Origin of the sequence: Allochromatium warmingii, assembly GCF_900107145.1 — a bacterium.
GTDB lineage: Bacteria > Pseudomonadota > Gammaproteobacteria > Chromatiales > Chromatiaceae > Thermochromatium > Thermochromatium warmingii.
In genome coordinates, this window is sequence record NZ_FNOW01000059.1 from 1 (window position 1) to 13156 (window position 13156).

11 protein-coding genes and 1 rRNA gene are annotated in these 13156 nt (G+C 56.0%); 8 read left to right on the forward strand and 4 right to left on the reverse strand.

The annotated features are described in order from the left end of the window. Window positions 1-123: 123 nt before the first annotated feature. The 7 genes from rrf (at window position 124) to BLW10_RS12820 (ending at window position 6245) form a co-directional block, all read left to right on the forward strand. A 5S ribosomal RNA gene (gene rrf / locus BLW10_RS12790) occupies window positions 124-239 on the forward strand. A gap of 283 nt (window positions 240-522) precedes the next feature. Next, entirely contained in the window at window positions 523-1362 is an 840-nt protein-coding gene (gene rpoH, locus BLW10_RS12795; protein WP_091335268.1) for an RNA polymerase sigma factor RpoH, read from the forward strand. A gap of 103 nt (window positions 1363-1465) precedes the next feature. Next, window positions 1466-2374: an alpha/beta fold hydrolase BchO gene (bchO, locus tag BLW10_RS12800; RefSeq protein ID WP_091335270.1), complete on the forward strand. Its 909-nt coding sequence runs from the start codon at window positions 1466-1468 to the stop codon at window positions 2372-2374. Window positions 2375-2450: 76 nt separating this feature from the next. After that, window positions 2451-3980 carry a phytoene desaturase gene (locus tag BLW10_RS12805; protein WP_091335273.1) on the forward strand — a complete coding sequence of 510 codons (1530 nt, stop codon included), beginning with the start codon at window positions 2451-2453 and terminating at the stop codon, window positions 3978-3980. Beyond that, window positions 3961-5028: a phytoene/squalene synthase family protein gene (locus BLW10_RS12810; protein WP_091335275.1), complete on the forward strand. Its 1068-nt coding sequence runs from the start codon at window positions 3961-3963 to the stop codon at window positions 5026-5028. The genes BLW10_RS12805 and BLW10_RS12810 overlap by 20 nt, the downstream gene beginning before the upstream one ends. Window positions 5029-5090: 62 nt before the next feature. Then, the gene (locus BLW10_RS12815; RefSeq protein ID WP_091335277.1) at window positions 5091-5381 is read left to right on the forward strand and encodes a hypothetical protein; all 291 of its coding nucleotides are present in this window, start codon (window positions 5091-5093) and stop codon (window positions 5379-5381) included. A 9-nt stretch (window positions 5382-5390) separates the two neighbouring features. Then, window positions 5391-6245, forward strand: a complete 855-nt coding sequence (locus BLW10_RS12820; protein WP_091335279.1) for an SAM-dependent methyltransferase — start codon at window positions 5391-5393, stop codon at window positions 6243-6245. A 21-nt stretch (window positions 6246-6266) separates the two neighbouring features. On the opposite strand, the gene BLW10_RS12825 is transcribed toward BLW10_RS12820, so the two are convergent. Beyond that, entirely contained in the window at window positions 6267-6542 is a 276-nt protein-coding gene (locus tag BLW10_RS12825; RefSeq protein ID WP_091335281.1) for an ATP dependent RNA helicase, read from the reverse strand. A gap of 176 nt (window positions 6543-6718) precedes the next feature. Beyond that, window positions 6719-7774, reverse strand: coding sequence for an OmpA family protein (locus tag BLW10_RS12830; protein ID WP_091335283.1), 1056 nt, complete (start codon window positions 7772-7774; stop codon window positions 6719-6721). A gap of 229 nt (window positions 7775-8003) precedes the next feature. On the opposite strand from BLW10_RS12830, the gene mutS reads away from it, so the two are divergent. Beyond that, complete coding sequence (gene mutS, locus BLW10_RS12835) at window positions 8004-10616, forward strand: DNA mismatch repair protein MutS (protein WP_091335289.1); 2613 nt, start codon at window positions 8004-8006, stop codon at window positions 10614-10616. 26 nt (window positions 10617-10642) lie between these two features. Here the strand turns inward: mutS and BLW10_RS12840 are convergent, their stop codons facing one another. Continuing rightward, window positions 10643-11932, reverse strand: a complete 1290-nt coding sequence (locus BLW10_RS12840) for a dihydroorotase (RefSeq protein WP_091335286.1) — start codon at window positions 11930-11932, stop codon at window positions 10643-10645. Further along, window positions 11925-12923, reverse strand: coding sequence for an aspartate carbamoyltransferase catalytic subunit (locus BLW10_RS12845; protein WP_091335288.1), 999 nt, complete (start codon window positions 12921-12923; stop codon window positions 11925-11927). The genes BLW10_RS12840 and BLW10_RS12845 overlap by 8 nt, the downstream gene beginning before the upstream one ends. Window positions 12924-13156: the final 233 nt, after the last annotated feature.

Below are 13156 nucleotides of genomic sequence, written 5' to 3' on the forward strand. Positions count from 1 at the left end.
TTACCCGTACTAATTGACCGTGCGGCTTGACCATATAACACCCAAGTGCGTTACAAAAAACCTTACGCTCTCACCGTTTCGCGGATCGCTGATCAACTCCTGTATCAGCACTCCCACCCTTTCCCTGGCGGCCATAGAGACTTGGAACCACCTGATCCCGTCCCGAACTCAGACGTGAAACAAGCCTTCGCCGATCCTAGTGTGGGGCCTCCCCATGCGAACCTAGGGCACCGCCAGGGCTCTATTCCCTCAAAACCCTCGCCATTAATCAATGGCGGGGGTTTTGGCTTTCTGCGTCTTTTTGTTTCTGTTTGTTGTCGATTCGTTTCGACGATGGTGTTTATCGAAACATACGATCTTCAATACCCCGCTTTACCTCTTGCGCGAGCTGCGCGAAACACCTAGAGTTTTACTCAACATCAGGCAGCAACTTCCCCTCAAAAACCCTGTTAAAAGTGGTGGGAAAAGCCTGACTTAAACTCTAGGATAAAGCGTCGTCTAACTGACTACAGGTATCTCGCCATGGCCAAAGACTTCTCCATACTGCCGACGGGCACGATTGAGGCGTACATCAATAGTGCCTACCAGATTCCTGTTCTGACGCCGGAAGAAGAGCGTTCTTTAGCTGTGCGTCTGCGCGATCAGAACGATATGGATGCGGCCAAGCGGCTGGTGACATCGCATTTGCGGTTTGTGATTCGGATTGCACGCGGTTATCTGGGCTATGGTTTGCCGTTGCCCGATCTGATTCAAGAAGGGACAGTGGGTTTAATGAAAGCAGTACGCCGATTTGAACCCGATATGGGCGTGCGTTTGGTGTCATTCGCGGTGCATTGGATTCGCGCTGAAATCCATGAGTATATTTTGCGCAACTGGCGCATTGTGAAAGTGGCGACGACGAAAGCACAACGCAAGTTATTCTTTAATTTACGGAGTTCAAAAAAGCGTCTCGGCTGGTTAACCAAGCAGGAAGTAGATGAGGTGGCAGCGGATCTCGGAGTCAAGCCCGAAGTCGTGTTGCAGATGGAATCGCGGTTATCGAATCAGGATCTGTCATTCGACGGACTGGAAGACGATGATGATGATTCTCCGGCTGCGCCCTCTACCTATCTGCCTGACGTGCGCATGGAGCCGTCGCGGTTGCTGGAGCACGAAGATAGCGACCGCGATCAGCGCGAGCGGCTCTATGCCGCGCTCAATGGCTTAGATGATCGCAGTAAGACGATTCTATTTGAGCGGTGGCTGTCAGAAAAGAAACAGACGCTGCATGAATTAGCTGAACAATTCGGCGTGTCAGCCGAGCGTATCCGCCAGATCGAAAAGAATGCAATGAAAAAAGTGCGGCTACAGCTTGAAGTGTGATGCCATGCTGTTATCACAGTGCGTCACCGATCTTGTTCCCTATCTTAACGATCATTCTGCATCAGGTTTAAAATGGCCTGATTCAGAATTGATCGAGTGATTGATGGCGATGCGTGTTAATGGTAAACCGGATTGGGAATTAGACGGACGCGATTGGCCAAATCGTGCGTCGAGTGATTTTATGACTGCCGCTGGCTTGCGCTGGCATGTGCAGCGGATGGGACGCGGGCCGGTGCTGTTATTGCTGCACGGGACGGGCGCAGCAACCCATTCGTGGCGCGATTTTGCACCGATTCTAGCCGAGCACTTCACGCTGATTGCGCCCGATCTGCCCGGACATGGTTTTACCACAGCACCACCTTATGAACGGATGTCGCTGCCGGGCATGGCGGCATCGCTGGGTGCCTTAATTGAAACGCTGGGTGTGCAGCCGGATTTGGTGCTCGGACACTCGGCGGGGGCGGCAATCTTGATTCGCGCCTGCCTCGAACAGCGAATTGCGCCGCGTGGTCTCATCAGTCTCAATGGGGCGCTGCTGCCCTGGCGCGGTCTGCCGGGGCGGTTGTTCTCGCCCGCCGCTAAACTCTTCGCAACCAATTCATTGGTCTCGCGTGTATTTGCACGGCGGGCGCATAATCGTCGCGTGATCGAAGACCTGATCGACAGCACCGGCTCGACCTTAGATCCAATGGGCGTCGAGTTCTATCAGCGGCTGATTCAGCATCCGGCGCATGTGCAAGCCTCGCTGTCGATGATGGCTAACTGGGATCTGAATCTGATCGAACAGGGCTTGCCGCAGCTCAAAACGCCGTTGTTTTTAATCGTCGGCAATCAGGATACGACGGTTTCGCCGCGTGAAGCCCAGCGCGTTCGCGCCACATTGCGACCCGATGCGCAGCTGTTCGAGTTGCCGGGCTTGGGGCATTTGGCGCACGAAGAACGCCCACACGAAGTTGCCGAGATCGTGTGCGACATCGCTGCTCAACTCGGTGTGCTTGAGGCCAAATCCTGAGTGATTTCAGGGGATGACGCGGGGCCGATCTTGCTATACTGTCAACCTATCTTGACAGTAAGGCAGGTAAACGAACTTGACAGTCGCGGCTTCGCAGGTTTCCGGTAGTGTTCAAGGTCGAGACAAGGCCCACGCGGTCGTCATCGGCAGTGGTTTCGGCGGTCTAGCCGCCGCAGTACGGCTGGCGGCACGCGGGTTCCGCGTCACCATCGTCGAAAAACTCGACGCCCCCGGCGGACGCGCCTATGTCCATCAGCGCGACGGCTTCTCATTCGACGCCGGCCCAACCATTATTACCGCACCATTTTTACTCGAAGAGCTGTGGCAGCTCGGCGGGCGGCGGTTTGCTGATGATATTGACTTGCGGTTAATGGATCCGTTTTATCGGATTCGCTTTGATGATGGCCGCGTGTTTGATTACAGCGGCGATGCAGAAAAAGTCAAAGCCCAAATTGCGCAGTATTCGCCCGCTGATGTCGTCGGCTATGATCGCTTTATGGCGATGAGCGAGAAAGTCTTTAAGGTCGGATTTGAAGATTTGGCCCATGTGCCATTCACTAATCTGACCGATATGCTACGCATTGTGCCAGATATGGCGCTGCTGCAAAGTTATCGCACGGTTTATGGCTTGGTGTCGAGCTATATTAAAGACCCGTTTATTCGCCAAGTCTTATCATTCCATCCGCTGTTAATCGGCGGCAATCCCTTTACCGTCACCTCGATTTATGTGCTCATTTCGTTTTTAGAGCGCAAATGGGGCGTGCATTCGGCAATGGGCGGCACCGGCGCTATTGTCAATGGCTTAGTGAAGCTGATTGAAGGTCAGGGCACTGAAATTCGCTATAACGCGGAAGTCGAGCGTATTCTGACCCAGAATGGCAAAGCCACCGGCGTGCGGTTAGCGTCGGGCGAAGAAATCGCCGCTGATGTGGTGATTTCGGATGTCGATCCAGCAACCACCTATGGGCGAATGCTGGCCGAATATCCGCGCAAACGCTGGACAGATCGCAAGATCGAACATTCGCAATTCTCGAATGGGTTATTTGTCTGGTATTTCGGCACCAAGCGCCAATATCCCGATGTCAAACACCATACGATTCTGCTCGGGCCGCGCTATCAGGGGCTGATTCAGGATATTTTCAAGCATAAAAAGCTGGCTGAAGATTTCAGTCTCTATTTATATCGACCGACGGCAACCGATCCCAGTCTTGCGCCTGCCGGTTGTGATACCTTTTATGCGTTGGCTCCGGTACCGCATTTGGGCGGTGAGACCGATTGGGCAACCCAAGCCGAACCCTATCGCGCTCGGGTGGCCAAGTATTTGAGCGACACGATCTTGCCCGGATTGGAAGATCAAATCGCCACCTCGCTCGTCACGACACCTCTGGATTTCAAACATCGCTTAAATTCGCATCTCGGAGCCGGTTTTAGTCTCGAACCCCTCTTAATGCAGAGTGCGTGGTTCCGCCCGCATAATCAAAGCGAAGAGGTCAAACATCTCTATTTAGTTGGCGCAGGAACACATCCGGGCGCAGGTGTGCCGGGGGTGATCTCGTCTGCGCGTGTTCTCGACAGGGTGGTGCCCGATGCCTCAACATTTGTCTGATTCGACTGCTCACACGACGACACACGCGACAGCGGCTGATATTGCGGCCTGTCGTGAATTGCTCCGCTGCGGTTCGCGGTCATTTTATGCCGCCTCGTTCCTGCTGCCGACGCGCTTCCGCGATCCGGCGATGGCGCTCTATGCTTTCTGCCGCATCGCCGATGATGCGATTGATTGCGTTGGCGACGATCCGCAGCTTCAGGCCGAAGCCTTAGCCATGCTCAATGATCGGCTCGACCGGCTTTATGCGGGCACGCCGATTGACGATCCGATTGACCGCGCTTTAGCCGATGTAGTGCGGGAGTTTGCGCTGCCGAAACGGTTACTCGAAGCCCTGTTCGAGGGGTTTGAGTGGGATTCACAGGGGCGGCGTTATGAAGATCTGTCCGGCGTCTATGCGTATTCGGCGCGGGTTGCGGGCACCGTCGGGGCGATGATGGCGGCGCTGATGGGCGCACGCTCAGAAGAGCTAGTCGCCCGTGCTTGCGATCTGGGCGTGGCGATGCAGATTACCAATATCTGCCGCGATGTCGGCGAAGATGCACGGAATGGGCGCATCTATCTGCCGCTGTCTTGGTTGCGCGAAGCCGGAGTCGATCCCGACGAATGGCTGAAAAATCCGGTGTTTAATGATGTGATCGCGTCTGTAGTGCGGCGTTTGCTTCAGACGGCTGATGAACTCTATCAACGCTCCGATGCCGGCATTGCCGGGCTGCCGTTCGGCTGTCGCGCTGGGATCAATGCCGCCCGCTATCTCTATGCTGAGATTGGGCGGCAGGTCGAGCGGCAGGGGTTGGATTCGATCTCGCAACGGGCCGTAGTTCCAGCACCGCGCAAGCTGCAATTGCTCGCGCCGATTTTGGGCCGAGCGGTGCTGAGTGCGCGTCCAGTCGCAGCGCCAGCACTGGAAGAAACGCGGTTTCTCGTCGAAGCAGTGGTCGCCGAGACCCCGCCGCGTGCGCCCAGTGGCATGGGTGAGCGTGTTTTGTGGGTGTTAGAACTCTTTGAGCAACTTGAAGAGCGCGAACACGCTCTCACTATGCGCTAAACAACGCGCCGCCGAGTGCGAGCCGACCTAACCGACACTGATGACGAGCCACAGCAAAAACCATGAGCGAATTTTTTACCAGTGCCCACGCGATTGATTTAGTGCTGTTACTGATTGGTCTCGAAGCACTGGGACTGATCGTGCTCTGGCGCAAACGACTGTGTCCGCTGTCGCCCGCATCGACCTTGCTCATCCTCGCACCCGGTACCTGTTTGCTGCTGGCATCGCGGGCCGCGCTCGCCGGGGCCGCATGGAGCGTGATTTCACTGCTGTTTCTGGTCGCGCTCATCATTCATTTGATCGACTTGCGCCAACGCTGGCGTGAACGTCAACAATCCAATCAGCGCGGCTAAGGTGATACCGTGAGCACATCTAACCGCCGTTCGGGTCTCGCCTTTCCGACCCTTTCGCCGCGCTTGCTTTATCGCATCGCCTCAACCCATGCGTTCAGCGAGCGCGGGTTGTATCTCAATCTCGGCTATTGGGACACAGCGACGACCATTGATGACGCCTGCGAAGCGATGGTCAAGCTGATTGGCCAAACGGCTGGGTTGACTGCGGATGATGAAGTGGTCGATGTCGGCTTCGGATTTGCTGACCAAGATCTGTATTGGATGCAGCATTTTGGCCCCAAACGCATCATCGGCATCAACATCACGCCCGAACAGGTGCGCTTGGCGCGACAGCGCGTCGCCGAACGCAGCTTATCCGACCGCATCGACCTGCGCGAAGGCTCGGCGACCGCCACCGGCCTGCCCGATGCCTGTTGTGATGTGGTGATTGCGCTTGAATGCGCGTTTCATTTCCGCACCCGCGAGCACTTTTTTCACGAAGCGGCCCGCATCCTGCGCCCAGGCGGGCGCATCGTACTCGCCGATTCGATCCCGACCGGGCCAGAGTTCAATTCATGGCGCAATCCATTCCGTGCCTTGTTAAATGATGCCATTCGCGCATCATTGGCGGTGCCGCGTGACAATGTCTATCCCAGTGCTGTCTACGCTGCCAAGCTCGCAGCGGCGGGCTTTGAATCCGTGACCGTTGAATCGATCCGCGATCAAGTCTTTCCGGGCTGGCATCGGGCGCTGTTCGAGGACAGCGGACTGCGGCAGCGGCTCGGCCCGGTCGGTTGGCTACTGCGGCACATGCCCGTCCCCAAAACTGAGCTATACAGCGGCTTTGATTACGTGCTTGCCGTTGCCCGCCGCGCCGCCCGCTAACCCCCCAGCATAGCGCGTGACTTACGGCTGCCAGCCGCCCTGCTCACGCTGCCGCTGCACCTCCGCTAAACACCGCCAATGACACGCCAGCCGCCGATACGCGCATAACTGCTCGGCTTCACGGCAATCGCATGGATGCAGGCACAGGGCTTCGATGTGACACAGAATGGTCTCAGCTAAGGTGACTGAGCGGTCGCGCACATATTGATGAATGAGATCAGCGAGCTGACGGCGCAGCTGTGAGACTTCCAAGCGGGTGAGATCGTCGAGTTCCAGATGCTGCTGTATGAATGACATGGCGTGTTTCTCCCGAAATGGACGGTTGTGGAAACACCCAGCGTGGCGATCCGGTCTGGAATGGCTGGCGGGTTCTAGTTGATAACGATTCTCATCTTAGCGCAAATTTGACGGCTGTCAAGCGGGTGCTGGCGCGTCTGCGCGAAGCCAATGCGATACACGATTAGACCTGCGAATTATTGCGCCACCAACTCAATGCGCTGATTGAGCGCCTGCCCAGCAGCATTGGCATTGGTGGTCAAGGGTGCGAGATTCGCCACGCCCATCGCCTTGAGCCGCTCGCCGAAAATGCCAAAACTCTGAATTAAGGTGCGCACCACTTCTTGCGCTCGCCGCCGCGATAATTCTAGGTTTTCATCTAGGCTACCGCGATTATCCGTGTGCCCGACGATATACAGTTTGAGCGCGGGTTGTTCGACTAAGAGCAACGCAATTTGCTCAAGCTGTGGTTGGGATTCAGGACGAATAGTTATCGGATCCGTATTAAATTGAATACCCGGCACTGCAATGCGTCCAGCTTCAGTTAAGCCCTGCGCTAATTCACTTGCTGGCAGCGGTGTTATTGATTCGCGGATTGGTTGGCCAATTACGGCTTCGACAAAAATTGCCACGCGATTCCCAGCCGCTGAATCGGCGAAATTATCTTGTCGCGCTGCAAAGATAAAGAGCGATGTTGCGCCCGCTTCATCCTGACGTTGGGCGCTATAGAGATAGGGATCTTGCACTGTGCTATCGGAATAGACATATTTTAAGACATAGCGTTCGGTGAGTTGTTTGCCATAGGATGGCTCGCTATAAAAGCGGTCGATTTTTTCGCCACACGTATCAAAACCCGCGCATTGATAGAATGGCTGATAGCCCTGTTGGGTGAGCGTATCTTGATAATGCTGAATGACCGCCTGTGCGGTTACATCACGCGGCGCAAGATAAATAATTCGCGTGCGCCGACCGACAACTTTGAGCGTTTTTGTCCAGCCCTCCGAACTCGCGCCATCATCCCAGGGGCCAATTGGAATTAAGGTTTCGTCAAATTCACTGACGCGATAACCAATAATCACGGTTCCGGCAAAGCGTGCGATCCCCGGTAAATCTGCTGCGCCATGAAGATCCTGTTCATAGCCCGGCGCAGCGAGCACTGTAGCACTGTGCAGCCAAGCCCAGAGCACCCACAGCAGGCCCAGCCGCTGGGCAATCGAGCATAGGCGATAATTCCTAAAAGCGTGAACGGTCATACACTTAAATTGATACAGTCAACAGGCTGCTGATGCGCTAACGAATTGAATCATGTTTAACCCGGTGCGCCGCTGATTTTACCGGATTGGTCGGCGTTTCTGATTCTGTGGTACAACAGCGAGCGACAAACCGCCATTGCTGTGCTTCAGCATTTTTTCCTCTTGTGTTCGCTGACTGCCCGTGACTGCTTCCGTTAGCCCGCCGCCCGATCTGTCCCGCCACACGCCGATGATGCAGCAATATCTGCGCATCAAGGCTGATTATCCGCACATGCTGCTGCTCTATCGCATGGGCGATTTTTACGAATTGTTTTTTGAGGATGCCGAGCGAGCGGCGCGATTGCTTGATATTACGCTGACCAAACGCGGTCAATCCGCTGGTCAGCCGATCCCGATGGCCGGCGTGCCCTATCATGCCGTGGAAGGCTATTTGGCTAAACTGGTGCGGCAGGGGGTATCGGTCGCCATCTGTGAACAAATCGGCGATCCGGCGTTAGCCAAAGGGCCAGTTGAGCGCCGCGTCACCCGTATTGTCACGCCGGGCACCCTGACCGACGAAGCCTTGCTTGAAGAACGGCGCGAGAATCTGTTGCTGGCGATTGCCGAGAGCGCCTCCGGTCTCGGCCTCGCGGTACTGGAGCTGTCGAGCGGGCGGTTTTCGGTGCTCGAAGTCGGCGCGAGCGAAGCCCTGCTCAGTGAACTCGAACGGCTGAAACCGGCGGAAATTCTGCTCAGTGAAGACAGCCGCCTCGCCCATGACTTGCGCTTGGAACAGGGTATCACGCGCCGTCCAGCTTGGCATTTTGCGCCCGACAGCGGGCGGCGGATGCTGTGCGAGCAATTCGGCACCCGCGATCTTGACGGCTTTGGCTGTGCTGGGCTGACGCTGGCGATTGGGGCGGCGGGCTGTTTGTTGCAGTATGTCCGCGATACACAATTTGCCGCGCTACCGCATATTCGGAGCCTGAGCACCGAATCCCGCGACACAGCGTTGATTTTGGATGCCGCCACGCGCCGCAATCTGGAAATCACCACCAGTCTCGGCGGTCGTCCTGAACACACCTTGCTTGGGGTGCTTGATCAAACTGTGACCGCGATGGGCAGTCGGTTATTACGGCGCTGGCTCAATCGTCCGTTGCGTGACCGTGAGGCAATTCGTGCTCGCCACACCGCACTAGAGGCGCTCATTCGTGTTGGGCATGGCGCGGCGTTGCAATCATTATTAGCTGAAATCGGTGATTTAGAACGGATTTTGGCGCGGGTGGCATTGGGCACAGCGCGTCCGCGTGATTTAGCGGTATTGCGCGATTCACTCGCCGTGCTGCCGGAATTACGTGCCGAATTAGCGCATTCACCGGATGCGCTCTTAGCCACTCTACGCGATGAAATTGGCGAGCATCCTGAAGTTTTAAATAAATTACAGTCGGCGATTTTAGAACAGCCGCCGCTATTGATTCGTGATGGCGGTGTTATTGCACCGGGCTATGATGAAGAACTCGACCGCTTGCGCACTTTATCCGAACAAGCCGATCAATTTTTACTCGATTTAGAAGCCCGCGAACGCGCCCGCACCGGAATTACAAATCTCAAAGTCGGCTATAACCGCGTACATGGCTATTATATTGAACTCAGCCGCACGCAGGCCGAACAGGTGCCACCTGATTTCGTGCGCCGTCAAACGCTTAAAGGTGTTGAACGCTATATTACCCCCGAACTCAAACGCTTTGAAGATGACGTATTAAGCAGCCGCGAACGGGCGCTGGCGCGTGAAAAATGGCTTTATGAATCCTTGCTGATTGAGCTTGGACAATCGCTTGGGCCATTGCAATTAGCCGCGAGCGCAGTTGCAATGCTGGATGTATTATGCAATTTAGCTGAACGTGCTCAAAAGCTGAATTGGAATTGTCCCGAATTAACGCAGCGCACCCAGATTGATATTCAAAATGGACGCCATCCGGTGGTTGAACGGGTATTAGATACGCCCTTTGTGGCAAATAGTCTGCGATTAGATAGCAAACGGCGGATGCTGATTATTACCGGGCCAAATATGGGCGGTAAATCAACTTATATGCGGCAAATCGCGCTGATTGTGCTTTTGGCTCATGCCGGAAGTTTTGTTCCAGCACGGCGGGCCGTGATTGGCCCGATTGATCGGATTTTTTCGCGGATTGGCGCTTCGGATGATTTAGCCGGTGGGCGTTCGACCTTTATGGTAGAAATGGAAGAAACCGCGAATATTCTGAATAATGCGACAGCGCAGAGTTTAATTCTGATGGATGAAATCGGGCGCGGCACCAGCACCTTTGATGGGCTATCGTTGGCGTGGGCGTGCGCGATTGAATTAGCAACCCGCATCGCTGCCTATAGTTTATTTGCGACCCATTATTTTGAATTAACGACTTTACCGGAAACCTATCCCAGTATTGCTAATGTGCATCTCGATGCCATTGAGCATGGTCAGTCAATTGTTTTTCTGCACGCTTTGCGCGATGGGCCAGCTAATCAAAGCTATGGTTTGGCGGTTGCGGCACTCGCTGGCGTGCCGCCGGATGTGATTGAGCGAGCGCGGGCGCGATTGCGCGAATTAGAAGAGAGCGCCCATCGTCACGCAACCCGCAAAACGCAGCAATTATCTTTGTTTTCGCTCGAAACAGATTCTACGCCACCGCCAGCAGTTGAACCGGACAGACAACCACCAGTGGTTGAATCACATGCGCCGATTGAGCCGATTGAATCGCCGCTGTATCAAGCATTGCGCGAATTGGATCCCGATACACTCACGCCGCGTGCGGCATTAGAGGCGTTGTATCAGTTGCGGGCATTACTGAATGCCAGCTCTTAAAAACCAGCGGTGAAAATGATTACACATCACCGCTCAAACACAATCCGCCCACCTAATAACGTCCAGCTCACGCGCCCGCGCAATTCACAGCCCATAAATGGCGTATTGCGTCCCTGACTGATCCAAGTATCAGGCGCGACCGTCCACACGGCTTCAGGATCGAATACACACACATCGGCCTTGCTGCCCGGGGCCAGCCGCCCCAAATCGGCGCGTTCGAGAATCGCCGCCGGGCCGATGGTCAGGCGCTCGATCATTCCCATCAGATCCAACACCCCGTCAGCAACCAAACGCAGCGCCAGCGGCAACAGCGTTTCTAATCCCGACAGCCCGGGCGCAGTTTCGGGGAATGGGCCGAGTTTGGCGTCGGCATCATGCGGTTGATGATCCGAACAGAGCGCGGTGAGCACACCCTCGGCCAGCGCCGCCCGCAGTGCCGCTTGATCGGCGTAGGTGCGCAGCGGCGGGATGACATGGCAGTTGGCGTCGAAATGCTCCAGATCGTGTTCACTGAGCACTAATTGATGCAGCGCGACATCGCCACTGGCCTGTACGCCCCGCGCCTGCGCTTCGGCCAGCATCTCGACGCCGCGTGCTGTCGAGAGGCCGCGAAAATGAATCCGCGCTCCAGTCTGTTCGGCTAAGGCCAGATCGCGGGCCACGGCGACGGTTTCGGCGGCTTCGGGGATGCCCGGCAGTCCGAGCCGCGTGCCAACGATGCCTTCATGCGCACAACCGCCGGCGCTCAATTCGGGATCGAGCGGCACTAAAAACACCGGCAGTCCAAAGGTCGCGGCATATTCGAGCGCCCGCCGCTGCACTTGGGTATCGCGCACTGGCCGGTCGGCTTGACTGAGCGCGGCACAGCCGGCGAGCTTGAGCGCCGCCATTTCGGTGATGCTTTTGCCGTCGAGTCCCTGCGTCATCGCGCCGAGCGGGAGCACGCGCACCAGACCATGTTGTTTAGAAATCTGATGGATCAGCCGCGCCACCGCCGGATTATCGATCACCGGACGAGTATCGGGCGGACAACAGAGCGTGGTGACACCCGAGGCGGCGGCGGCGCGACCTTCACTGGCGATGGTGGCTTTTTGTTCTAAGCCGGGTTCGCGCACCCGCGCACAGAGATCGACAAAGCCCGGGCAGACAATCAGCCCGTGCGCATCGAGGGTGCGGTCGGGCTGAAAGCCAGCGGGCGCATCACCGATAGCCAGCACGCGCCCATCGGCAAGATGCAGATCGGTGACGGCATCCTGACCGCTGGCCGGGTCGATCAGTCGCCCATGACGAATACTGAGGCGCGGGGCGTTAAGCATGGGCGGTGTCCTCCAGATGCTGACTGGTCAATCCCTGATTGCCGAGACACATCGACATCACCGCCATCCGCACCGCGATGCCATTGGTCACCTGTTCCAAAATCACCGAGCGTCGCCCATCGGCGACCTGTGAATCCATTTCGACGCCGCGATTGATCGGCCCCGGGTGCATGACAATCGCATCGGGTTTGGCGGTCGCGAGCCGCTCTTCGGTCAAGCCAAAGAGTTGAAAATATTCATGTTCACTCGGCAGCAGGGCGCTATTCATGCGCTCGCGTTGAATGCGCAACATGATGACAACATCGGCATCACGCACCCCTTCGCTCAGATCGTGATAAGCGGTGACACCGAACGCCGCTTCGACGTGCGTCGGCAGCAGCGTGCGCGGAGCAATCACGCGCACATCCGGCACGCCGAGAGTTTGGAGCGCAATCATCTGCGACCGCGCCACCCGCGAATGCAAAATATCCCCGACGATGGCGACCCGCAGTTGACTGAAATCCGGCTTGTGCTGGCGGATGGTGAGCAGATCGAGCAGCGCCTGCGTCGGATGAGCGTGGCGACCATCACCGGCGTTGACGATACTGACATGCGGTGCCGCATGAGCGGCCATAAAATGCGCCGCGCCGCTGGTGGCATGACGCACCACGAACATATCAACGTGCATGGCTTCGAGATTGCGCAGCGTATCGAGCAGGGTTTCGCCCTTTGCGGTCGCTGAGGTCGAGATATTCAGATTGAGCACATCGGCTGACAGCCGCTTGGCGGCCAGTTCAAAAGTCGTGCGCGTGCGGGTGCTGTTTTCAAAAAACAGATTGGCGATGACTTTACCGCGACACAGCGGCACTTTTTTCACCGCTTGGCGCGAGACACCGAGCAAGCTCTCGGCTTGATCGAGAATCTCCGTCAACAGTTCGCGGCTCAGGCCGTCTAGTGTCAGACAGTGCTTGAGCCGCCCCTGCGCATCGAGCTGTGGATGAGAACAGGTCATAAATACCAATAGATCAGCTAAATCAGATGAGGCGGTTTCTGGTTAAATAGTTAACTAGACAGGATGAACAGGATTTATAAAAAATAAATGATTGGTTTGAATCCGGTTAATCCTGAATAATCCTGTCAATCTTGTCTATTTATTTCCATATGAAAGGTTAAAACCCCCGTCTTTAGACGGGCAGATTTCATCTCCAACCATTGGCTGATAAGGTACGGCATCCAGCAAAACCG